This window comes from Modestobacter sp. NPDC049651, from assembly GCF_040659695.1.
Taxonomy (GTDB): domain Bacteria; phylum Actinomycetota; class Actinomycetes; order Mycobacteriales; family Geodermatophilaceae; genus Modestobacter.
The window spans coordinates 124,630-144,817 of sequence record NZ_JBFAOG010000006.1 but is presented as its reverse complement, the minus strand read 5'-3'; the positions used below and the strand labels follow the sequence as shown (position 1 = coordinate 144,817).

22 protein-coding genes and 1 tRNA gene are annotated in these 20,188 nt (G+C 74.4%); 6 read left to right on the top strand and 17 right to left on the bottom strand.

The genetic code is table 11. The features are described from left to right. Positions 1 to 27 precede the first annotated feature (27 nt). On the bottom strand, positions 28 to 1,071 hold the full coding sequence (locus tag AB0J00_RS11155; protein ID WP_357744047.1) for a hypothetical protein: 1,044 nt from the start codon (positions 1,069 to 1,071) through the stop codon (positions 28 to 30). 285 nt (positions 1,072 to 1,356) lie between these two features. Here AB0J00_RS11155 and AB0J00_RS11150 point away from each other — a divergent pair, with 285 nt between their 5' ends. Then, positions 1,357 to 2,718 carry a cytochrome P450 gene (locus AB0J00_RS11150; RefSeq protein ID WP_357744045.1) on the top strand — a complete coding sequence of 454 codons (1,362 nt, stop codon included), beginning with the start codon at positions 1,357 to 1,359 and terminating at the stop codon, positions 2,716 to 2,718. Between the two features lie 15 nt (positions 2,719 to 2,733). Here the strand turns inward: AB0J00_RS11150 and AB0J00_RS11145 are convergent, their stop codons facing one another. From AB0J00_RS11145 to AB0J00_RS11110, 8 genes are all read right to left on the bottom strand, one after another. After that, positions 2,734 to 3,495, bottom strand: a complete 762-nt coding sequence (locus AB0J00_RS11145) for an SDR family oxidoreductase (protein ID WP_357744043.1) — start codon at positions 3,493 to 3,495, stop codon at positions 2,734 to 2,736. Positions 3,496 to 3,530: 35 nt separating this feature from the next. Further along, positions 3,531 to 4,262: a ZIP family metal transporter gene (locus AB0J00_RS11140; protein ID WP_357744042.1), complete on the bottom strand. Its 732-nt coding sequence runs from the start codon at positions 4,260 to 4,262 to the stop codon at positions 3,531 to 3,533. Positions 4,263 to 4,303: 41 nt separating this feature from the next. Beyond that, entirely contained in the window at positions 4,304 to 4,687 is a 384-nt protein-coding gene (locus tag AB0J00_RS11135) for a cupin domain-containing protein (protein WP_357744040.1), read from the bottom strand. Positions 4,688 to 4,717: 30 nt separating this feature from the next. Further along, entirely contained in the window at positions 4,718 to 5,683 is a 966-nt protein-coding gene (locus tag AB0J00_RS11130; protein WP_357744038.1) for an alpha/beta hydrolase, read from the bottom strand. Next, complete coding sequence (locus tag AB0J00_RS11125) at positions 5,680 to 6,543, bottom strand: alpha/beta hydrolase (RefSeq protein ID WP_357744037.1); 864 nt, start codon at positions 6,541 to 6,543, stop codon at positions 5,680 to 5,682. The genes AB0J00_RS11130 and AB0J00_RS11125 overlap by 4 nt, the downstream gene beginning before the upstream one ends. A 44-nt stretch (positions 6,544 to 6,587) precedes the next feature. Then, positions 6,588 to 7,325, bottom strand: a complete 738-nt coding sequence (locus AB0J00_RS11120) for an alpha/beta hydrolase (protein WP_357744035.1) — start codon at positions 7,323 to 7,325, stop codon at positions 6,588 to 6,590. Positions 7,326 to 7,430: 105 nt separating this feature from the next. Then, complete coding sequence (locus AB0J00_RS11115) at positions 7,431 to 8,348, bottom strand: LysR family transcriptional regulator (protein ID WP_357744033.1); 918 nt, start codon at positions 8,346 to 8,348, stop codon at positions 7,431 to 7,433. Between the two features lie 63 nt (positions 8,349 to 8,411). Next, positions 8,412 to 9,263 (bottom strand): helix-turn-helix transcriptional regulator, encoded by an 852-nt coding sequence (locus tag AB0J00_RS11110; RefSeq protein WP_357744031.1) that lies wholly within the window; start codon positions 9,261 to 9,263, stop codon positions 8,412 to 8,414. A gap of 159 nt (positions 9,264 to 9,422) precedes the next feature. Here AB0J00_RS11110 and AB0J00_RS11105 point away from each other — a divergent pair, with 159 nt between their 5' ends. Then, positions 9,423 to 10,769, top strand: coding sequence for an MFS transporter (locus AB0J00_RS11105; protein WP_357744029.1), 1,347 nt, complete (start codon positions 9,423 to 9,425; stop codon positions 10,767 to 10,769). Here AB0J00_RS11105 and AB0J00_RS11100 read toward each other — a convergent pair. After that, positions 10,741 to 11,364 (bottom strand): hypothetical protein, encoded by a 624-nt coding sequence (locus AB0J00_RS11100; RefSeq protein ID WP_357744027.1) that lies wholly within the window; start codon positions 11,362 to 11,364, stop codon positions 10,741 to 10,743. The two genes, AB0J00_RS11105 and AB0J00_RS11100, sit on opposite strands and share 29 nt — an antisense overlap. A 116-nt stretch (positions 11,365 to 11,480) precedes the next feature. Between AB0J00_RS11100 and AB0J00_RS11095 the strand changes: the two genes are divergently transcribed. Further along, the gene (locus AB0J00_RS11095; protein WP_357744026.1) at positions 11,481 to 11,678 is read left to right on the top strand and encodes a hypothetical protein; all 198 of its coding nucleotides are present in this window, start codon (positions 11,481 to 11,483) and stop codon (positions 11,676 to 11,678) included. Positions 11,679 to 11,721: 43 nt separating this feature from the next. On the opposite strand, the gene AB0J00_RS11090 is transcribed toward AB0J00_RS11095, so the two are convergent. Then, on the bottom strand, positions 11,722 to 12,885 hold the full coding sequence (locus tag AB0J00_RS11090; protein ID WP_357744024.1) for an enolase C-terminal domain-like protein: 1,164 nt from the start codon (positions 12,883 to 12,885) through the stop codon (positions 11,722 to 11,724). 122 nt (positions 12,886 to 13,007) lie between these two features. On the opposite strand from AB0J00_RS11090, the gene AB0J00_RS11085 reads away from it, so the two are divergent. Continuing rightward, entirely contained in the window at positions 13,008 to 13,919 is a 912-nt protein-coding gene (locus AB0J00_RS11085; protein WP_357744022.1) for an MBL fold metallo-hydrolase, read from the top strand. A gap of 76 nt (positions 13,920 to 13,995) precedes the next feature. Continuing rightward, entirely contained in the window at positions 13,996 to 14,691 is a 696-nt protein-coding gene (locus AB0J00_RS11080) for an EthD domain-containing protein (RefSeq protein ID WP_357744020.1), read from the top strand. A gap of 21 nt (positions 14,692 to 14,712) precedes the next feature. On the opposite strand, the gene AB0J00_RS11075 is transcribed toward AB0J00_RS11080, so the two are convergent. The 3 genes from AB0J00_RS11075 to AB0J00_RS11065 form a co-directional block, all read right to left on the bottom strand. Beyond that, positions 14,713 to 15,690 (bottom strand): AAA family ATPase, encoded by a 978-nt coding sequence (locus AB0J00_RS11075; RefSeq protein WP_357744018.1) that lies wholly within the window; start codon positions 15,688 to 15,690, stop codon positions 14,713 to 14,715. Positions 15,691 to 15,778: 88 nt separating this feature from the next. Then, positions 15,779 to 16,348 (bottom strand): GrpB family protein, encoded by a 570-nt coding sequence (locus tag AB0J00_RS11070; RefSeq protein ID WP_357744016.1) that lies wholly within the window; start codon positions 16,346 to 16,348, stop codon positions 15,779 to 15,781. A gap of 333 nt (positions 16,349 to 16,681) precedes the next feature. Then, positions 16,682 to 16,754, bottom strand: a tRNA-Asn gene (locus AB0J00_RS11065). A gap of 141 nt (positions 16,755 to 16,895) precedes the next feature. On the opposite strand from AB0J00_RS11065, the gene AB0J00_RS11060 reads away from it, so the two are divergent. Beyond that, positions 16,896 to 17,108, top strand: coding sequence for a hypothetical protein (locus AB0J00_RS11060; RefSeq protein WP_357744014.1), 213 nt, complete (start codon positions 16,896 to 16,898; stop codon positions 17,106 to 17,108). A gap of 4 nt (positions 17,109 to 17,112) precedes the next feature. Here AB0J00_RS11060 and AB0J00_RS11055 read toward each other — a convergent pair whose 3' ends face one another. Genes AB0J00_RS11055 through AB0J00_RS11045 form a run of 3 tightly spaced genes read right to left on the bottom strand, consistent with a single transcriptional unit; the run spans position 17,113 to position 20,160 of the window. After that, the gene (locus AB0J00_RS11055; protein WP_357744013.1) at positions 17,113 to 17,655 is read right to left on the bottom strand and encodes a hypothetical protein; all 543 of its coding nucleotides are present in this window, start codon (positions 17,653 to 17,655) and stop codon (positions 17,113 to 17,115) included. Further along, entirely contained in the window at positions 17,652 to 19,529 is a 1,878-nt protein-coding gene (dnaG, locus tag AB0J00_RS11050) for a DNA primase (RefSeq protein WP_357744011.1), read from the bottom strand. Before dnaG ends, AB0J00_RS11055 begins: the two co-directional genes overlap by 4 nt. Before the next feature lie 16 nt (positions 19,530 to 19,545). Further along, positions 19,546 to 20,160, bottom strand: a complete 615-nt coding sequence (locus AB0J00_RS11045) for a YdcF family protein (RefSeq protein WP_357744009.1) — start codon at positions 20,158 to 20,160, stop codon at positions 19,546 to 19,548. Positions 20,161 to 20,188 lie beyond the last annotated feature (28 nt).

Sequence of the window (20,188 nt, the reverse complement as noted above, 5' to 3'; positions counted from 1 at the left end):
CACCCGCCCCGGTGAGCGGCCGGTGTCCTAGCGCGGGGGGCCCGTCGCGCTGCGCGGCGTCCTGCGGCCGGCGGGCTCGGGGACGGCGGGGCCCGGTCCCACCGGCGCGACCGGCGGCGCCGGCGGCGCGGGGAGGAACCGCCGGCGGGCCAACGCCACCACGGTGCGGACGGCGATGCCCCCGATCAGCAGGGTGATCGCGGTGACCACGACGTACTGCCAGGCCCGGGCGCCGGCGACGTCGGTGGCCTCGAGCCACACCAGCCCGGTGGTGGCCACGGCGGCCCAGCTGAAGGTGAACGCCCAGGTGCTGGGCATGAACGGCAGCCGGAGGTAGGCCGGCAGCAGCCGCAGCTGGGCGAGCACCATGAGCAGGCCGTAGCCGGCGAGGAACGCGGCGATCGGGTCGATGTCCTCGCCGCGCAGGTTGAACCAGGCGAGGCTGGCCACCGCGGCCGGTGCCACCTCGATCGCCATCGTCGGCAGCAGCGGGCCCGGGAGCAGCGGGCGGAACAGCAGCCGGCCCAGGATGATCGAGCCGAGGACGACCCAGCAGACGACGCCGAGACCGAACATCACCTCGGCCAGCCGTTGCTGACCGACCACCGCGGCGCTGGCCGCGGCGACGAGCCCGCCGGCGACCGTGGGCAGGAAGTAGCCGGGGTGGAACCGGTCCAGGTCGACCGGCGCGTACATCCACTGCCCGGTGAACCAGCCGCCGAGCAGCACGGTGAGCACCAGGAAGACGTCGGTGAGCACCCGGCCGGCGGTCGGCACGTGCGGGTGCAGCCCGACGGACGCCAGCAGCATCGGGGTGATCAGCGCCAGCGAGGCGAAGGGGGCGGCGACCGGGTCGAGCAGGTCGGCGACCAGCACCGACCGGTGGCCGGCGACGTGCCGCAGGTAGGCGACCAGGACGGTGAGCCACGCGAGCGCCGACAGCAGCAGGACGAGCTCGCCGACCAGGGCGGGCGCCGCGCCCGCGGCGGCCAGCGTCGTCCAGGCCTCCCCCAGCCCCGCCAGGCCGAAGCCGATCCCGAAGAGGTTCAGCGGGATCCTCGGTGCACTCATGCCGACCATGCTGCGGTCATCGGCCGGGCCGGCCAAGGGCCGGTCGGCGAACGGATCATCGACCGGACCGATCGGACCGGTGGCGTGCCGGCAGGGAGCTGCGGCACCTGGGGCGTTCGTCGCGGTGGCGACCGAGCCGCACGTCGGACACGCGGACGGTCAGCCGGTAGCCAGCTCGCGTGCAGGCACTGGCTCTACCCTCGGCCCGCCGTCGCCGGTCGATGAGCCCGGCCGAGGCACCGGCGCCCGCCGTCCGCCTTCGCCGCCCCCGACCGATGAGGACCCATGCCCCCGCTGACCCGCACCCGCCCCCGTCCGCGCCGGGCACCTCGCACGGTCCCCGGCACCGCGGCCCACCCGTCGCGCCGGCGCGGGCCGCGGGCCGTGGCGCGTGGCTGGCTGGTCCGGCTGGCCCGGCGGCGGCTGCGCTCCGGCGGCGTCGACCTCGGCGCGCTGGACTTCCTCCCGGAGGAGGCGAAGCTCCCGCTGCTGCGGGTCGGCACCGACCCGGTGCCCGAGCTCGCCGAGGCGCGGGCCGCGGGGCCGGTGCAGCGACGCAACCTGCCCCTCGGGCTGACGATGCACCTGGTGACCGGGTACGAGGAGGTCCGCGGCGTCCTGGCGGACACCGATGCGTTCAGCACCGACATCACGCACCTGTTCCGGGACGCCGGTCCCGGCTCGCTGGCGGACACCGGCGGCCTCGGCTTCACCGATCCCCCGCGGCACACCGAGCTGCGCAGGCTGGTGGCCCCGGCGTTCACCCGCCACCGGCTGCAGCGGCTGCGGCCCACGATCGAGGAGATCGTGGCGCAGCGGCTGGACGAGCTCGCCGCCGCGGGGTCGCCGGCGGACCTGGTCGAGCACCTGGCGTCCCGGGTGCCGATGGACACGATCTGCGGCCTGCTGGGCCTCGACGACGGCGACCGCGCGGCGTTCACCCGGCTGGCCGGCGAGCGCTTCGACGCCACCGGCGGGACGGCGGCGGCGCTCGGCGCGGTCTCGGACCAGAAGCGGCTGCTCCGCGCCGCCGTGGCCCGGCAGCGCACCGACCCCGGGCCCGGCCTGATCGGCCAGGTCCTGCAGGCCGAGGGCGGGGACGTCTCGGACGACGACCTGGCCGGCCTGGCCGACGGCATCGTCACCGGCGGCTACGAGACCACCGCCAGCATGATCGCGATGGGCACCGTGGTCCTCCTCCGCGACCCGGCGCACGCGGCACTGGTCCGGAACGGCTCACCCGCGGACGTCGACCGGGTGGTGGAGGAGCTGCTGCGCCACCTGTCGGTGGTGCAGGTGGCGTTCCCGCGGTTCGCGAAGCAGGACGGCGAGCTGCTCGGCTGCCCGGTCCGGGCCGGGGACGTCGTGGCCGCCTCGCTCTCCGGCGCCGACCGGGACCCGGCGTGGGCGGGCGCGGACCCCGACTCGTTCGACCCGGCCCGGTCCCCGGCCGGCACCCACCTGGCGTTCGGGCACGGGATCCACCGCTGCGTCGGGGCGGAGCTCGCCCGCCTGGAGCTGCGCATCGTGCTGCCCGCGCTGTTCCGCCGGTTCCCGGACCTGGCGCTGGCGGTGCCCGAGGAGCAGCTCCCGTGGCGCTCGCTGTCCTTCGTCCACGGTGTGGATGCGCTGCCCGTCGTCTTCTGACCGGGCCGCCGGTCGCTACAGCTGGTTGAGCCCGCCGTCGACGAACAGCTCGGTGCCGGTGATGAAGCCGGCCGCGTCCGAGGCCAGGAAGGCCACGGCGTCGGCGATCTCGGCGGGGCGGCCCACCCGCCCCAGCGGGATGTCGGCCGCGAACTGGTCGAGCAGCTGCCGGCCGGCCTCGGGGGTGCCGGCCAGGCCGGTGAGACCCGGGGTCTCGATCGGGCCGGGCACCAGGGTGTTGACCCGGATGCCGCGTCCGGCGAGCTCCGCGGCCCAGGTGCGGCCGAACGAGCGGATGGCGGCCTTGGACGCGGCGTAGACGCCGAACATGGCGCTGCTGCGGGTGGCCGAGGTGGAGCCGGACAGGATGATCGAGGCCCCGTCGTTGAGCACCCGCAGGGCCTTCTGCACGGTGAACAGCGTGCCGCCGACGTTGCGCTCGAAGGTCTGGTGGTAGTGCTCCCGGGTGATGTCGCTCAACGCGGCGAACTCGCCACCGCCGGCGTTGGTGAACAGCACGTCCAGGCCTGCCCCCCGCTGCGCGACGACCTCCATGACGGCGTCCAGGTGCTCTCCGGAGCTCACGTCGCCGGCCACTCCGACCACGTCGGCGCGGGCGGTGGCGCGGACGGCCGCGACGGCGTCGTCGAGCACGGTCCTGCGTCGTCCGGTGATGACGACGGTGGCGCCGTCGGCGGCCAGCCGCTGCGCGGCCGCCAGACCGATGCCGCTGGTGGCGCCGGTGATCAGCGCGGTCCTGCCGTCCAGTGGTCCCATGGTCGTGCTCCTCGAGGGTGTGCGGTGGAGGGCGGTCAGCCGGCCGCGCCGGCGATCAGGAAGAGCAGCGCGACACCGGCGACGGTGCTGGCGAGGGTGAGCCCGGACGAGTGCTGCGCGTGCGCCTCGGGCAGGACGTCCGCGGTGGCCAGGTACATCAGGACGCCGGCGAAGAAGCCCAGGTAGCCGCCGAGCGTCGCCTCGGGGACGGTGGCGACCCCCGAGAGGGCGGCGCCGACCACCGGCGCGACCGCATCAGCGCCGAGCAGCAGCAGACCGCGCCGCCGGTCGCCTCCGCGCAGGGTGGTGAGCGTGTAGGTGTTGAAGCCGTCGGCGAAGTCGTGCGCGATGACCGCGACGGCCACGACGACGCCGATCCGGGTCTGCACCTGGAAGGCGACCCCGAGCGCCACGCCGTCCAGGACGCTGTGGCCCACCAGGGCCGAGGCGGCGAACGTCCCGGTCGCATGCCCGTGCCCGTGACCCCGGTAGGCGTCCTCCTGACCGCGGTGCACGGCGCAGGCCCGCTCGACCACGTGCAGCAGCAGGAAGCCGCCGACGAACAGCACCAGCGGCACGGGCGTGGACAGCCAGGTCGCCCGGTCCTGCCGGAGCGACTCGGGCAGCAGCTCGAAGCCGACCACGCCGAGCATCAGGCCCGCGGCGAGCCCGAGGACGAGGTGGCGGCGGCGCCCGGCCCGCAGCGCGGCCACCCCGCCGGCGACGGTCATCAGCGCCGCCCCGAGCGCGACCAGGACCGCGGTCACCGGCTGCTCCCCTCGCCGCCCGGCTCAGCGGGGCCGGGAGGTCACGCGCCACCGGCCGGTCCCGGCGCGGCCGCGACCGACGACAGCGGCAGGGTGGCGTCCACCAGGTAGGTCGACAGCATGACGCCGGTCCCGGGCCCGAGGTCGAGCGCGTTGTGCGGGGTGCCGGGCGGGATGCAGAACCCGTCGCCGGCGTGCAGGTCCACCGCCGGACGGCCGCGGACCTCCATCCGGACGTTCCCCTCGACGATGTAGCCGACCTCCTCACCGGGGTGGGTGTGCCAGCCGGACGCGACGCCGGCCGGGATCTCGGTCCGGACCTGCACGATCTCCCGGCCGGGCACCGAGAACGGCTCCCGCTGGACCTCGGTGCGGGTCAGGGTGGCCGACAGGGCGTCGGCCGGCCGGGCGGGGTCGGACGGCATCGGATCGCTCCTCGTGGTCCGGACGGCGGATCAGGCGGGCCGGGTGCCGAGCGCGGCGCCCAGCACCGCGGCGGCCTGCGCGGTCGCGGCCCGGGCGGCCTGGGTGCCGCGCAGCGGGTCCAGCAGCATGAAGTCGTGCACCGCGCCGTCGTAGCGCACCGTGGTCACCTCGACGCCGGCCTGCCGGAGCTTCGCGGCGTACGACTCGCCCTCGTCGCGCAGGACGTCGGCCTCGTCGACGAACAGCAGCGCCGGGGGCAGGCCCGCCAGCTGCTCCACCGTCGCCCGGTTCGGGGAGGCGGTGATCTCCGAGCGCCGGTCCCGGTCGGGGAGGTAGGCGTCCCAGAACCACTCCATCGAGCCGCGGCTGAGGTAGTAGCCGGTGGCGAACTGCTCGTAGGAGCCGGTGTCCATGGCGGCGTCGGTGACCGGGTAGTACATCGAGTGGTGCACGAAGTGCACGTCGCCGCGGTCCTTGGCCATCAGCGCGAGAGCGGCGGTCATGTTGCCGCCGACGGACTCCCCCGCGACCGCCATCCGCGTCGCGTCCAGGTCGTGCTCGGCGCCGTGCTCGGTGATCCACCGGGCGGTGGCGTAGCCCTGCTCGACGGCGACCGGGTAGTGCGCCTCGGGCGAGGGGGTGTACTCGACGAACGCGACCGCGCACCCGGCGCCGACGCACAGCTCGCGGACCAGCCGGTCGTGGGTGGCGGCGTCCCCGAGGACCCACCCGCCACCGTGCATGTAGACCGCGACCGGGAGCTGCCCGGTCGCACCCGCGGGACGCAGCAGCCGCACCCGCACGTCGCCCACCTCGGCCGGCACGGTCACCCACTCCTCGTCGACGTCCGGCTTGTCGACCGGCCCGGACTGGAGGTCGGTGAGCACCTGGCGGGCCGCCTGCGGGCTGAGCTCGTAGAGGAAGGGCGGCTTGCCGGTGAGCTCGACGAGGTCCTGGGCGGCGGGCTCCAGCACCACCTGCGGGGTCGTGGTCATGCCTGGTCTCCGTTCTCGGTGCCGGTCACGTCGGACAGGAAGGCGAGCAGCTCGCGGTTGAGCTCCGCGGCGTGGGTCAGGCCCAGCAGGTGCGGGCCGCCCTCGATCTCGACGTAGCGGGCGTCGGGGAGGGCTGCGTGGAGGCGCCGGCCCTGCCCGTCGATCGGCAGGATGCGGTCGGCGGTGCCGTGGACGATCAGCGTGGGGACGTCGAGGGCCTCGAGGTCGCCGCTGAAGTCCTCCAGCCAGCCGGGCGGGCACGCCCAGGTGGCGTGGCCGCCGGCTTCGGCACCGGCGTTCCACAGCGCGCGGACGGCGTCCTCGCTGACCCGGGTGCCGCGGTGCTGGTCCAGGTTCACCAGGTCCGCCACGAGCCCGGTCAGCCACGCGAAGCGGTCGGCGAGGACGGCCTCCTGCACCGCGGCCACCCCGGCGGCGTCCACCCCGGTCGGGTTGTCGGCCGACTTCGCGAACGAGGGGGCGAGGGTCTCCACGACCACTGCGGCGCGCAGCCGCCCGGTGCCCGAGTGGCCGACGTGGCGGAGGAGCTCACCGGAGCCGAGGGAGAACCCCACGACGACGGCGTCGCGCAGGTCCAGGGCGGTGAGCACCGCGTCCAGGTCGGCCGCGAGGCTGTCGAAGTCGTACCCGGTGGTCGGGCGGCTGGAGCGGCCGAACCCGCGCCGGTCGTAGGTGATGACCCGGTACCCGGCGGTCAGCAGCGGGTGCAGCTGCGGCTCCCAGGACCGGCTGTCCAGCGGCCAGCCGGCGAGCAGCACCACGGCGGGACCGCTGCCGTGGTCCTCGTAGTACAGCTCGATCGGGGTGGTGTTCTCCTGCCCGACTGTCACGGTGCCCATGCGGATCTCCTCGGGTGGGGCGGCGGAGCTGATCGGTGGCGGGATCAGGACTGCGCGGGGGCCGCGGCGAGCGACGCCACCGCCTCCTCGACGAGGGCGGCAGCCTGTGCCGCCTCGGGGATCGCGACGGTGTGCGAGCCGCCGGCGAGCTCGACGGTGCGGCGGGACCCGGCCCGGTCGGCCATGAACCGGTGCACCGCGGCGGGGATGTTCCTGTCCTCCGCCCCGAACAGGAACCACGACGGCACCGTGCGCCAGGCCGCACCGGCGGAGGGCTCCTCGAGCGCGGACCGGGTGATCGGCCGCTGGGTGGCGGCCATGACCGCGGCGTCGGCGGCGGAGGAGTCGGCCGCGAACTGCGCGTGGTACCGGTCCTGGCGGATGTAGAGGTCGGCGTCGCCGTCCGGCAGCGGCACCGGCTGCAGCGTCTCGGCCAGCGTGCTGCCCGGGGAGCGGCCCGACAGGGTGGCGGCGCTGTCGCCGACGTCGGGGGCGAACGCGCCGATGAAGACCATGGCCCGCACCCGGTCGGAGTGGACGTTGCTGGTGACCATGCCGCCGTAGGAGTGGGCGACGAGGACGACGTCTCCGTCGACGGTGTCGAGGAGGCCGGACAGGTAGGCCGCATCGGTGCGCACCCCGCGCAGCGGGTTCGCGACCGCGACCACCGGGTGCCCGCGCTCGGCCAGCCGGGCGATCACGCCGCTCCAGCTGGCGGACTCGGCGAACGCGCCGTGCACCAGCACGACGGTGGGCCTGCGGGACGAGGACGAAGCGGTCATCGTGCGCCTCCGGGCGATGTCGGTGCACCGAATCTGCTCGGGCGCCGCAGCACGGTCAACGACGAGGTCGGGATGCTGCCATCGGCGGAACCGATGACCGGGTCCTCAGTCGGAGAGCGCGGAGAACCCCGGCGCGGGCGGCATCGTGAGCAGGTGCTCGACCAGCGTGGCCACGGCCGGGGTGCGCACCCGGGACCGCCGCCAGCGCACCGTGAACGGCACGTCGAGGCGGGGGGTGACCGGCCGGACGACGGTGTCGACGTGACCTGCCGTGAGCGAGCCGATCAGCAGGATCCAGTCGACCCCGGGGTGCTCCATCCAGCGGGCCGCGACGAGGTCCGGGTCGTCGAGCTGCACGGTGGGCGGGCTGATGCCGGCGGTCTGCAGGGCCTGCTGCTGCGCCAGCGACCAGGCGGGGAACAGGCTCGCGTGGGTGGCCCCCCGGACCTGGTCGGCCAGCGCGGACAGCGGGACCGCCGGCTCACCGGCCAGGGGGTGGCCGGGTCGGAGCCCCACCAGCAGCGGCTGGGCGCAGAACACCTCCGTCGCCATGCCCTCGACGTCGTCCAGCCGGCCGCACGTGATGCCGACGTCGACGGTGCCGTCGGCCAGGGCCTGCTCGAGCAGCGGCAACCACAGCCGGGCCACGACCAGGTCGACCTCGGGGGCCACGTCGGCCAGGGTCGCCCTGAGGTGGGGCGCGAGGACGGGGGCCGCCGGCGGCGTGACGCCCACCCGGACGGTGCCGCTCTGCCCGGTGCCGATGCGCTTGACGACCGCGACGGCCTCGGCGGCGTCGTCCAAGAGGGCGCGCGCCCGGAGCAGGAACTCCGAGCCCGCCTCCGTGAGGTGGACCGGACGGGTGGACCTGGTCAGCAGCGGCGTGCCCAGCTCGCGCTCGAGCCGCTGCACCAGCTCGCTGAGCGTGGGTTGCCCGATGTGCAGCTCCTGGGCGGCGCGACCGAAGTGCAGCTGGGTGGCGACCGCCACGAAGGCCTGCAGCTGGCGCAGCTCCACAGGCATGGCCGGACCCTACGGAGGCGGGCACCCGCCCACCAGCCCCCGCGCAGCGCCCGTTCCGGTGGGCTACACGGCGTGCAGCCGCTGCGCCGGCTCTGCGCGGACCAGCTGCTCCAGCCGGACCCGGGTGACGTCGTCCCGCGGCGTGTAGACCATCATCCGGGCGCCGCCGGGCAGCTGACCGGCGGTGAACCGCACCAGCTGCAGGTGCAGGTCGCCGGCCGGGCTGCGGAAGTCCTTGGCCGGCATCGGGTGGTCCACGACGTCGTGGCGCCGCCACAACCCGTCGAACTCCGCCGACGCCTCGCGCAGCCGCCGGACCAGGCCGGTCCACAGCGGGTCGTCGAGGTGCTCGGCCATGCCGGCCCGCATGGTGCCGACCAGGTGCGCCGCCGCCTCGGCCCGGTTGCCGATGCAGAGGTCGAGCCAGTAGGGGTGGGTGAAGAACAGCCAGAGCTGGTTGCGCTCCCCCGGGGCGACCGCGTCGAGGTCACCGGCCAGCCCGTTGTAGGCGCGGTTGTAGGCGAGGATCTCGTAGCGCCGCGAGAGCACGGCCGCCGGGAAGGGGTCGAGCTGGTCGAGCACGGCCTGGTCGGCCGGGCTCACGCCCGGGCAGGGTGCGGACGGCGCGACGACGGTGACCCCGGCGAGCTGGAACAGGTGCCAGCGCTCCTGGCCGTCCATCCGCAGCGTGCGGGCGATGGCCTCGAGGACCTGCACCGAGGCGTTGATGTCGCGGCCCTGCTCCAGCCACGTGTACCAGGTGACCCCGACCCCGGCGAGCAGCGCGACCTCCTCGCGGCGCAGGCCCGGCGTGCGCCGGCGGCCACCGCTGGGCAGGCCCACGTCGTCCGGGGTCAGCCGCTCCCGCCGGGTGCGCAGGAAGTCGGCCAGCTCGGTCCGCCGGGCATCGGTCACCGGGCCATGGTCGCGCCGTCCGGGCGGGTTAACCAGTGAGTGTCAGTACCAGGATCGGCAGGCTCTCACCACCAGCATCCGGAACGCCGGACGCTGCTCGTCATGACCTCGAGCGTCTCCTCCTCCGCGGTGGCGGATCCCCTTGCCGAACCGCGTCGCATGCACCCGATCGCCCTGCTGGCCGCGCTGGCCGCCGCCGTCGTCCCGGTGATGTCGGTGTTCAGCGTGAACGTCGCGCTGCGGCAGATCGGCGCCGAGCTGGGCGCCTCGGCCGGCACGCTGCAGCTGGTGGTGGCCGCCTACGGCGTGGTCTACGCCGCGCTGGTCGTGATCGGCGGGCGGCTCGGCGACTCGTTCGGCCGCAAGCGGATGCTGCTCGTCGGGCTCGGGCTGTTCGCCGTCACGAGCCTGCTGTGCGCCGTCGCGCAGACCCCGGGCCAGCTGGTGGCGGCCCGGTTCGTGCAGGGGGTGTCCGGCGCCGCGCTCTCGCCGCAGGTGCTGGCGAGCATCCACGCCAACTCCGACGGGCACCACCGCACCCGGGCGCTGGCCTGGTTCGGGGCCACGGCCGGCCTGGCCACGTCGCTGGCCTTCCTGGTCGGCGGCGCGCTGGCGGGCTCGGACCTGGGGTGGCGCTCGGTGTTCTGGATCAACACCCCGGTCGCGCTGCTGGTGGTGGTCGGGGTGGCCCGGTACCTGCCGGAGACCAAGGCGCCGGCCCGGACGTCGCTGGACTGGATCGGCGCCGTCCTGCTCGGCGCGACCATGACGCTGCTGATCCTGCCGCTGACCGAGGGCCGCGCGACCGGCTGGCCGGCGTGGACGTGGGCCTGCCTGGCGGCCGTGCCGGTGACGACCGCTGCGCTGGTCCGGTGGCAGCTGCGGCTGCAGCGCCAGGGCGGGCTGCCGCTGCTGCCGCCGGAGCTGTTCGCCTTCCGCACCGTGCGGATCGGCCTGCTGGTCGCGACCCCGGTGTACGTGACCTTCGGCGGGTTCATGTTCGTGTACTCGTTCATGGCCGGCGGGCACGGGCTGAGCCCGCTGCGGATCGGGCTGAGCCTGCTGCCGCTGTCGCTGGGCTTCCTGGGCGCCTCGATCGCCGCCGGCCGGCTGATGCCGCGGTTCGGCGTCGGGGTGCTCGCCGTCGGTGGCCTGCTCACCGCGGTGGGGTTCGTCTGGCTCGGGGTGGTCGCCGACGGGTTCGGTACGAGCTTCGGCGTGGGCTCGGTGGCGGGGCCGATGGTCGTGGTGGGCGTCGGGCTCGCGCTGGTGTGGTCGCCGCTGATGGGCGTGATCCTGAGCCAGGTGCACGGGCACCTCGCCGGGCTGGGCGGCGGGGTGCTGCTGACGGTGATGCAGGCCGGGCTGGGCTTCGGCTCGGCGGTGGTCGGCTCGGTCTACTTCGGGCTGGGGGCAGGCCACGGGTTCGCCTGGACGCTGTTCGTCCTGGCCGGGGTCATGCTGGTGGTCTCCCCGCTCACCCGGCTGCTGCGGGCACGCGGCTGACCTCGGCACCGGCGACCGCGCGGTACAGCAGGACCATCGCGACGATCTGGCCCAGGTGGTAGGCCGACACCGGGTCGATCGGCAGCCCCTCGGGGAGCGCCCGGAGCCCGGCGGCGCCGATGTTCGTGCCGATCGCGACCAGCATCGGACGGCCCATCGGGTGGTCGTGCCGCCACGCCCAGGTCCAGAGCACCAGGACGCTGACCATGGTGACGCTCTCGCAGAGCAGGATCGCGGTGATGCCGGCGTTGCCGGTGGCGGCGACGACCGCGTAGGCCAGCAGTCCGGCCAGGCGCAGGGGCCAGAAGACGGCGGCCCGGTTCCGGCCGAGCACCTCGATCACCGTCGCGGCGAGCAGGAACGAGATGGTGATGACGATGACGGAGCTGGTGATGGCCCAGCTCAGGTCGTTGAAGCGGGTGCCGACGAAGTGGCCGTGGTGGGCGGCGCCGGCGAGGGCGCTCACCGCCGACCAGAGGAAGGCCGCCCGCCAGTAGCGCGACGCCGGGCGGCCACGGGGCAGGCGGACGAACAGGTACGAGGTCACCAGGCCCAGCACCAGGTCGGTCAGCGACGGCAGCGGCTCGACGAGCACACGTCACGGTACGTGCCGGGTGCCCCTGCCGATGCTGGGTCGAGGCTTGTTGACCGCTCATGAAGTGGCGCGCGCGAACCGGCGCCGGGCGGCTGACCTGCGAGCACACTGCCCGGGTGCCCGACGACATCCTTGCCTGCGAGTGGGGTGGCGCGTGCGGGAAGCCGGCGAGCTACGGCGTCAGCGTGGCGGGCGCCCGGTACGTGCCGGCGTGCTGGGAGCACGCGATCTTCCAGGCCGTGCCGCTGGCCGCCGTCGAGACGATCGAGCTCGCCCCGGTCGACTGGGCGTTCGGCGACGACGCCCCCGCCTGACCGGCCCCCGCCGTCCTCCCGCGGGTCGACGGCGACGACGGGCTCACTCCGCGACGAACTCGCTGACCACGTGCGCGGCGATCCAGTCGTCGTCGAGCTCGACCCCCAGGCCCGGTCCGGTCGGCACCTCGAAGGTCCCGCCGGGACCCGCAGCCAGCACGCCGTCGTCGTAGCCGAGGTAGACCGGGAAGTCGTCCGAGGCGCGCAGCAGGCTGGGCGCGGAGAGCGCCAGCTCGTAGAAGTTGCTGTTGCGGATCGCCGACATGCAGGCGCGGTGCGCCGGCCCCGGTCCGTGCAGCTCCACGTCGAGACCGAAGCCCTCGGCCGCGTGCGCGATCTTCATCGCCCCGGTGATGCCGCCGTCGAGGTCGGCGTCGGCCCGCACGAAGTCGGTGCCCCGCGCGACGAGCTGGTCGACGTGCGCCGAGAAGCCGCGCACGTGCTCGCCGAGGAGCAGCGGCGTCGAGAGGAGCTCGGCGAGCCGCCGGTGCGAGTGGGCCGACACCCCGCCCTCCTGGTACGGGTCCTCGTACCAGAAGTAGCCGGCCTCGTCGCACGCCCGCCCCACCCGCAGCGCGTCCGCGAAGGTGGGGTAGCTGCACGACGGGTCGAGCATCAGGGCCATGCCCTCCCCCACGGCGGCGCGCACCCCGAGGACGGTGGCGATCTCGCGCCGGACGTCCCCGCCGGCCCACCCGTGGACCTTGAAGCCCGGATAGCCGAGCTCGGCGCACTGGACGGCGAAGTCGGCGTAGTGGGCCGGCGTCGACAGCGAACCGGTCTCCGCGCCGTGCAGGGTCGACACGTAGGCGGGCAGGGTGGTGCGGTAGCCGCCGAGCAGCTGGGAGACGCTCACCCCGTAGGCCCGGCCGGCCAGGTCCCACAACGCGATGTCGATCGGGCCGATGCCGGTGCGGTCGTGCTTGCGCCACGCGTGGGCGAGGGTCGTCCAGATCCACTCGCGCTGGAAGGGGTCCTTGCCGACGAGCCATGCGCCGACCTGCTGGACGGCGACGGCCGCAAAGCCGTTGATGCCGCTGGACCACACGTGCCGGCCGACGGCGGCGTCGGACTCGATGGTGAGCACCCAGCCGGTGCCCGGGCTCTCGCTCGCCGGGTCGCCGGCGACCGGCAGGAAGCGGTCGAGGGCCCGGCCGCGCCTGGTCCAGCGCAGCTCCTGGAGCCGCACCCGGCTGATCGTGCTCATCTGCTCACCCTGGTGCCCGGGTGGCCGGTGCCGCACCCCGCAGGTCACGAGGTGGAAGGGCGCTGTGCGTCGGGCGCCGGCCGGCCGCACACTTGCCGCTACGACGCGCCCGGAGGCCCTGCATGGACGAGCACCAGAACCTCGCTGCGGCTGCGCACCCGGGCAGCCCGGGGCCGATCGACCTCGGCGGGGTCGTCGTCGAGCGGGTGGTCGAGCAGCAGCTGCTGGTGTTCGACGCGCAGTACTTCTTCCCGGACCTGAGCGACGACCTGCTCGACGACGTCCGGCCGGCGGCGCTGGCCGAGGGGTCGCTGGACCGCTCCGGGGAGCTGGTGCTCGCCGTGCAGTCCTACGTCGTGCGCACGCCGCGGCTCACCGTCCTGGTCGACACCTGCGTCGGCAACTCCCGCCCGTACCCGCGCGTCCCGCCGTGGGACCAGCTGCAGCTGACCAGCTACGCGGGCGGGCTGGCCCGGCTGGGGCTGACGCCCGCCGACGTGGACGTCGTCGTCAACACCCACCTGCACGGCGACCACGTCGGCTGGAACACCACGCTGGTCGACGGGCGCTGGGTGCCGACGTTCCCGAACGCCCGGTACCTGTTCGTCCGGGAGGAGCTCGAGCACTGGCAGGCCGTGCACGCCGCCACTCCCAGCCCCGTCGTCGCCGACAGCGTCCTGCCCGTGCTGGCCGGCGGGCAGGCGGAGGTGGTGCGGTCCGACCACCAGGTCGACGACGGCGTCCGGCTGGTGCACACCCCGGGGCACACCCCCGGGCACGTGGTCGTCCGGGTCGACGGGGCCCGGCGCGGCGCGGTGGTCACCGGGGACCTGGTGCACTCCCCGATCCAGCTGCGCCACCCCGACCTGAGGATGCTGCTCGACAGCGACCCGGAGGAGTCGGCCGCCAGCCGCCGCCGGGTGCTGGAGGAGGTGCGGCGGGAACAGCTGCTGCTGTGCACCGGGCACTTCCCGCTGCCCTCGACGGGCACCCTGGACGCCCACGCCGACGGCTTCGCGTGGGTCCCCGCGTGAGCCCCGCCGTCCCCGGGCCTGGACCTGTGCTTGACATGCGCACCCGACCGGGAGCAGCGTCCCTGCGATGAAGCGGATGGCGGCTCTGCTGCTGCGCAGCGGGTCCGGTGACCGCGCCGAGCTGGGCACCGCGCTCGAGGCGGAGGCCGGGCGGGTGTGGGAGCTGCTGTCCGGGCGGCCAGGTGCGCGGGTGCGTGTGCTGGAGATGATCGACGGCGCGGTGGACGGGACCTCGCACGCGCTGTCGATGGGCGGGCGACCGTTCGACGCGGAGATCGAGGCCGGCTGGGACGACGCGCCCCTCGCCGAGCTGGTCGACGTCTTCGCGGGGCTGGCCGGGCGGCTGGGCGACCGGCTGGACGCGGCCGACTCCTACGCCCAGGTCGGGACGGTCTACCCGTTCACGCCGCGGGAGACCGACGTGGTCACCCTCGTGGTGATCAGCCGCCCGCTCACGATGAGCTGGGACGCGCACCACCGGCACTGGCTCGACGAGCACGGCTGGGTCGTCAAGCCCGGCGCGGACGCGCGCGGCAGCGGCTACCGGCAGTTCCACGCGGACCCGAAGGCGAGCTCCTTCGCCGCCCGGAGCGCGGGCCTGGGCCGCCACGAGTACGAGGGCTTCGCCGCGGCGTACTTCGACGACATGGAGGCGTACCGGGCGGTGATGGTGGGCGCCAACCCGAAGGTGCTGGAGGACGAGGCGCGGTTCATCGACATGACCGACTCCGCGCCCGGGGTCTACCGGATCACCACGGTGCACGAGGACTGACGGCCGTCCCGCCGCGCGCGCCTACTCGCCGAGCGAGCGGGCGGCCTCGGCGATGTCGCTGGCGGTGAGCGTCGAGACGTCGGCCCTCCCGAGGTCGTCGATGCTCCGGCTGCCGTCGCGGGTCAGCCGGAGTGCCTGGCGGTTGAGCGCCTGCTCGAACAGGGTGCGGGCGAAGCGCGCGTTCCCGGACTCCTGGTCCGACGTCAGGCCACCGAGGGTCCGGCGGAGCGTGACCTCGGCGCCGGGCTCCAGCACGTACTCGTGCTGGGCGACCACGGCGTTGAAGATCGCCTGCAGCTCGTCGGTCGAGTAGTCGGGGAAGTCGATCTCCCGGGCGAAGCGCGAGCGGAGGCCCGGGTTGGAGGCCAGGAACGCCTCCATCAGCGCCGGGTAGCCGGCCACGATGACGACCAGCCGGTGGCGGTGGTCCTCCATCCGCTTGAGCAGGACCTCGATCGCCTCGGGCCCGAAGTCCGCCCGGCCGTCGGTCTCCGGGGACAGCGAGTAGGCCTCGTCGATGAACAGGACGCCGTCCAGCGCCTTGCGGACGACGCGGTCGGTCTTGATCGCCGTGGCACCGACGTACTGCCCGACCAGCGCGGCCCGGTCGACCTCCACCAGGTGGCCCTTCTGCAGCAGCCCGACCGCCCGGTACATCTCGGCCAGGAGCCGGGCGACCGTCGTCTTGCCCGTGCCCGGGTTCCCCAGGAAGACCAGGTGCTGGGACGTCGCCGCCTCCGGCAGGCCGTGCGCCTTGCGCCGTGCCTGCACCTGCAGGAAGGCGACGAGCGCCTGCACCTGCTCCTTGACCTCCGTCAGGCCGATGAGCCCGTCGAGCTCCGCCTGGATCACCTCGAGCGGCCGGGCAGGCCCCGGGCGGCCACCGAAGAGGTCGTCCATCAGGTCGTCGACGCCGCGCAGACCGGGACGTGGCAGCTGGCCGCCCAGGCGACCCATGGTCTCCCGGAGATCCTCCAGCGGCTTCCGGTTGGACGGCATCTCCCGAGCGTAGGCGCGGGGACGACGTAGGGACCTGCTGAGCTGCGGGCGGGACGGAAGACGACTCCCCCAGCGAGTGGTCGGGCCGTCACCGGCCGATCGACGACCGCCAGGCTCTGGCTCGGCCCAGGGTCGCAGCGATGACGTCGGACTTGGCGTCGGCGTAGTCGTTCATGTCAGCCCACTGCCGGGTGGCCAGCTCGCGCTTGGTCGCGGCGTAGCGGGCCCGGTCCTCGGCTGACTGCCGCAGCCAGTCGCGCAGGTCGAGGTAGTCGGTCACCGCCTGGGCGTCCGGCTCGTAGACGTGGATGTGCACGTCGTGCTCGGGGGTGCGGAACATGCGGTGGCCGGGTTCGCGGACCCGCTGCGGGAACCCGGCCGCTTCGAGGGCGGGCGCGTAGGCCGACTCGTCGTCCACGTCAGGAACGGTCACGAGGATGTCGACGATGGGCTTGGCCGCCAGACCGGGGACGGCGGTGCTGCCGATGTGCTCGATGGTGACAGCGCGGGTGCCCAGCGCATCGTGGATGCGGTCACGTGCCGCTTGAAAGCGGGCCGGCCACTCCGGGTCGTGGTCCCGGACGACGATCGTCACCGGCTCGCGGCCGCCGATCAGGACCGACTGCAGGTAGGCGTCCCGATCCGCAGCTGCGTCCACCCGGCGACGCTACCGCCGGCCACTGCCTCGCTGAAGAGGCCCGCCCCACCCGGACCGAGCCCTTGGCACTCCAGGTGACCGCGTCCCTTGCTCGACTGCGAAACGCGGATGACGGCGTCCCAGTGCGGCGCTACCTCTCCGACGGCGCTCTCAGGTGAAGTAGGCGCGCCCTCGGCGGGAGCCGCGCAGGACGTCAGGTCCGGGACGCCAACCAGAAGCCTGAGAGCGCCCCATCCGCCGCTCGACCAGCCGTGATCCGCGGCCGACGCGCGCTCGGCCCGGACACACGAAAGCCCCTGACCTGCGTCTCCGCTGGTCAGGGGCTCTGAAGAGCTCCCCCGATTGGACTCGAACCAATAACCCTGCGATTAACAGTCGCATGCTCTGCCAATTGAGCTACGGGGGAACGACGGGCTTGCCCGCGCGCCTCGAAAGACTACCGCACGGGGTCCGGGCACCCCCGCAGGGGGCCTCTCGGCAGGTCCCGCGCGTCGCGGGCCGGTAGCGTGATCATCGCCCGTCTCGCACCCGTCCCCGGAGGTTCCCCGTGGCCAAGCTGTCCTTCCTCGCCGGCTTCGGTGCCGGCTACGTCCTGGGTGCCAAGGCCGGCAAGGAGCGCTACGAGCAGATCCGCCGCGCCTACAACCACGCCAAGGACGACCCGCGCCTGCAGAGCGCCGCCGGCATGGTCCAGGCTCGCGCCGACGCCGCGGTGAGCTCGGTCAAGACCCGGCTGGGCAACGACACCGGCGCGCACTGACCCCTCAGCGGGTCGGGTCGTCGGCGGCCACCGCCGCGGCCAGCCGCTCGCGGGCGACCTCCCGGGCCACCGGGTCGTCGCGCGCCGCGTCGTCGTCGAACACCACGGTCCACTCGCGCCCGGCCTGACCGGGCACCCGCCGCGCCACCAGCAGCACCCCTCCCCCACCGGGCAGCGGGTGCCGCCGGCTGGTGACCACGGTGCGGTCGACCCGGTCGCGCACCGCCCGCGGCAGCTCCCCCGCCCCGCGCAGCACGTACCGCACCACCGGCTGGCGCGCCTGCACGCCGGGCTCCACCTCGGCCAGCGGGACGACGGTGAACGTGCCGCCCTCGCCCGCCGCGGCCCACCGCGCCGTCCCGACCAGGTGCCAGGGCAGCAGCGCGCCGCCCATCTCGCGCAATCCGCGCGAGGTGGCCACCAGCCAGCCGCCAGCCACCAGCTCGCCCCAGGCCAGCACCCGCTCGTCCGGGTCGTCCGCCAGCGCCGCGCGCACGGGCTCCGGCGGCCGGGCGAACCGGTCCCGGACCCGCGCGCGCAGGCTCACAGCCCGCCCGCCGCCCGCTTGCGCAGCGACTGCGCCAGCTGCTCGAGCTCCATCAGCTTTCCGAACAGCTTCATGTACCCGTCGGAGTCCTCGACCGGGTTCATCCGCTGCAACCGGCCCTTGATCGGCACCAGCTGCCGCTCGGCGACCATCAGCTTCAGCCGGGCCATCAGCGCGTTCACGTAGCCCGCGTCGTTCTCGCCCACCGACCGCAGCGGCTCGACCGCCAGCGCGGTCAGCATCGCCCGCGCGGTGTCCCGGTCGCAGTGCTCCGCGACCTGCTCCACCCACGCCGCGCCGGACACGGTGGCGCCCGCCGCTCCCCCGGCCTGCCCGACCGCCGCGGCCACCGCCGCGTAGTCCTCGTTGGTGAACTCCGTCGACGGGACCGAGTCGAACTCCGGGCCGGCGAGCTCCGGGCACTGCAGCGCTGCCTTCACCGCCTCCCGCTCGACCTCGGCGGCGATGTCGTCGGCGCTCTTGCGGGGGTTGCGGGGCCGTGGCTGCTGCGCCGTCCCCCCGGCGTCGGTGGCCCGGCGCACCCGGGCGACGACCTCCGACTCGTCCGGCAGACCGAGCAGCCCGGCGAGCCGGCGGGCGTACGCCGGGCGCAGCGCGTGGTCCTTGATCTGCGCGATCAGCGGCGCGGTCTTGTCCAGCGCCGCGACGCGGCCCTCGACGGTGTCCAGGTCGTAGTCGGCCAGGTGCGTCCGCAGCACGAACTCGATCAGCGGGGTGCGCCGGGCGACCAGGTCGCGGACGGCGGCGTCCCCCTGCTCCTGGCGCAGCTCGCAGGGGTCGCGGCCGTCGGGCTCGACGGCGACGAACGTCTGCGCGACGAACCGCTGGTCTTCCTTGAACGTCTTCATCGCCGCCGCCTGGCCCGCGGCGTCGCCGTCGAAGGTGTAGACGACCTCCCCGCGGAACTCGTCCTGGTCCATCAGCAGCCGGCGCAGCACGCCGATGTGCTCGGCGCCGAACGCGGTGCCGCAGGACGCGACGGCGGTGGTGACGCCGGCGACGTGGCAGGCCATGACGTCGGTGTAGCCCTCGACGACGACCGCCTGGTGCTTGCGGGCGATGTCGCGCTTGGCCCGCTCGACGCCGTAGAGGACGGTGCTCTTCTTGTACAGCGGCGTCTCGGGGGTGTTCAGGTACTTCGGGCCCGGGTCGTCGTCCATCAGCTTGCGGGCGCCGAAACCGATCACGTCGCCGGACAGGTCGCGGATCGGCCAGATCAGCCGGCGGTGGAACCGGTCGATCAGCGTGCCGCGGGAGGACTCCTTGGCCAGCCCGCCGGTGACCAGCTCCTCCTGCGTGTAGCCCAGCCCGCGCAGGTGCCGGGTGAGGGTGTCCCAGCCGCCGGGCGCGTAGCCGCAGCTGAAGTCGACGGCGACCTGCTTGTCGAAGCCGCGCTCGGCGAGGAACTGCCGCGCCGGGCCGGCCTCGGGGCTCATCAGCTGCTCTGCGTAGAACTGCGCGGCCGCGGTGTTCGCCGCGACCAGCCGGGCCCGCTGGCCGGCGTGCGCGCGGTCGGGGCCGGCGGTGCGGCGGCCGTCGTCGTCCTCGTACTGCAGCTGGACGCCGGTGCGCCCGGCCAGCAGCTCGACCGCCTCGGCGAACGACAGGTGGTCGATCTTCTGGATGAAGGCGATGACGTCGCCGCCTTCCCCACAACCGAAACAATGAAAGAGGTTTCTCGACGGCGTGACGTGGAAGCTCGGCGACTTCTCGTCGTGGAACGGGCACAGCCCTTTCAGGCTCCCGCCGCCGGCCCGCTTCAGCTGCAGGTGCTCCCCGACGATGTCCTCGATCTTCGCGCGCTCACGGACCGTCGCGATGTCCGCGGCCCGGATGCGTCCCCGCCCGGCCATCTCTCTCGTCTTCCCCTCAGCCGATCCCCGGGGCGCCGGCGACGCTCTCACCGGTCACCCGGTAGAGCAGGTACGCCGCGGTCTCCCGCAGGATGTAGCGGAACTGCGTGGTGCGGGTCTGCACCGCCGGCCCCTGACGGGTCGGCGAGCTGCTCGCGTCGATGCCGGCGTCGGCGGCCATCCGCTCCGCACGCATCGCGTGCCACGGGTCGGTCACCAGCACCGCGGTGTGCCAGCCCCGGTCGTCGAAGACCCCGGCGACGTCGCGCATGCTCTCCAGCGTGTCGACACCGTGCGGCACGGCGAGCAGCGCGTCGTCCGGCACGCCCTCCTTGGCCAGGTAGTCGCGCCCGGCCTCGGCCTCGGTGAACGCGTCACCGCTCTTCTTGCCGCCGACGGTCACGACCACCGGCGCCACGCCGTCCCGGTAGAGCGCCAGCGCGTGCTCGAGCCGGGCCTCGAAGATCGACGACGGGACGCCGTTGTACTGCGCCGACCCGAGGACGACGATCGCGTCGCTGCTGGGCCGGGCGTCCTGCCGGGCGGTCCACCAGATGGCCAGCGCGGTCGAGACGACCAGCAGGACGGCGGCCATGACCGCTGCCCCGACGACCCGACCGACCCATGCCACCCGTCATGGGTACCACGCGGGGACGACG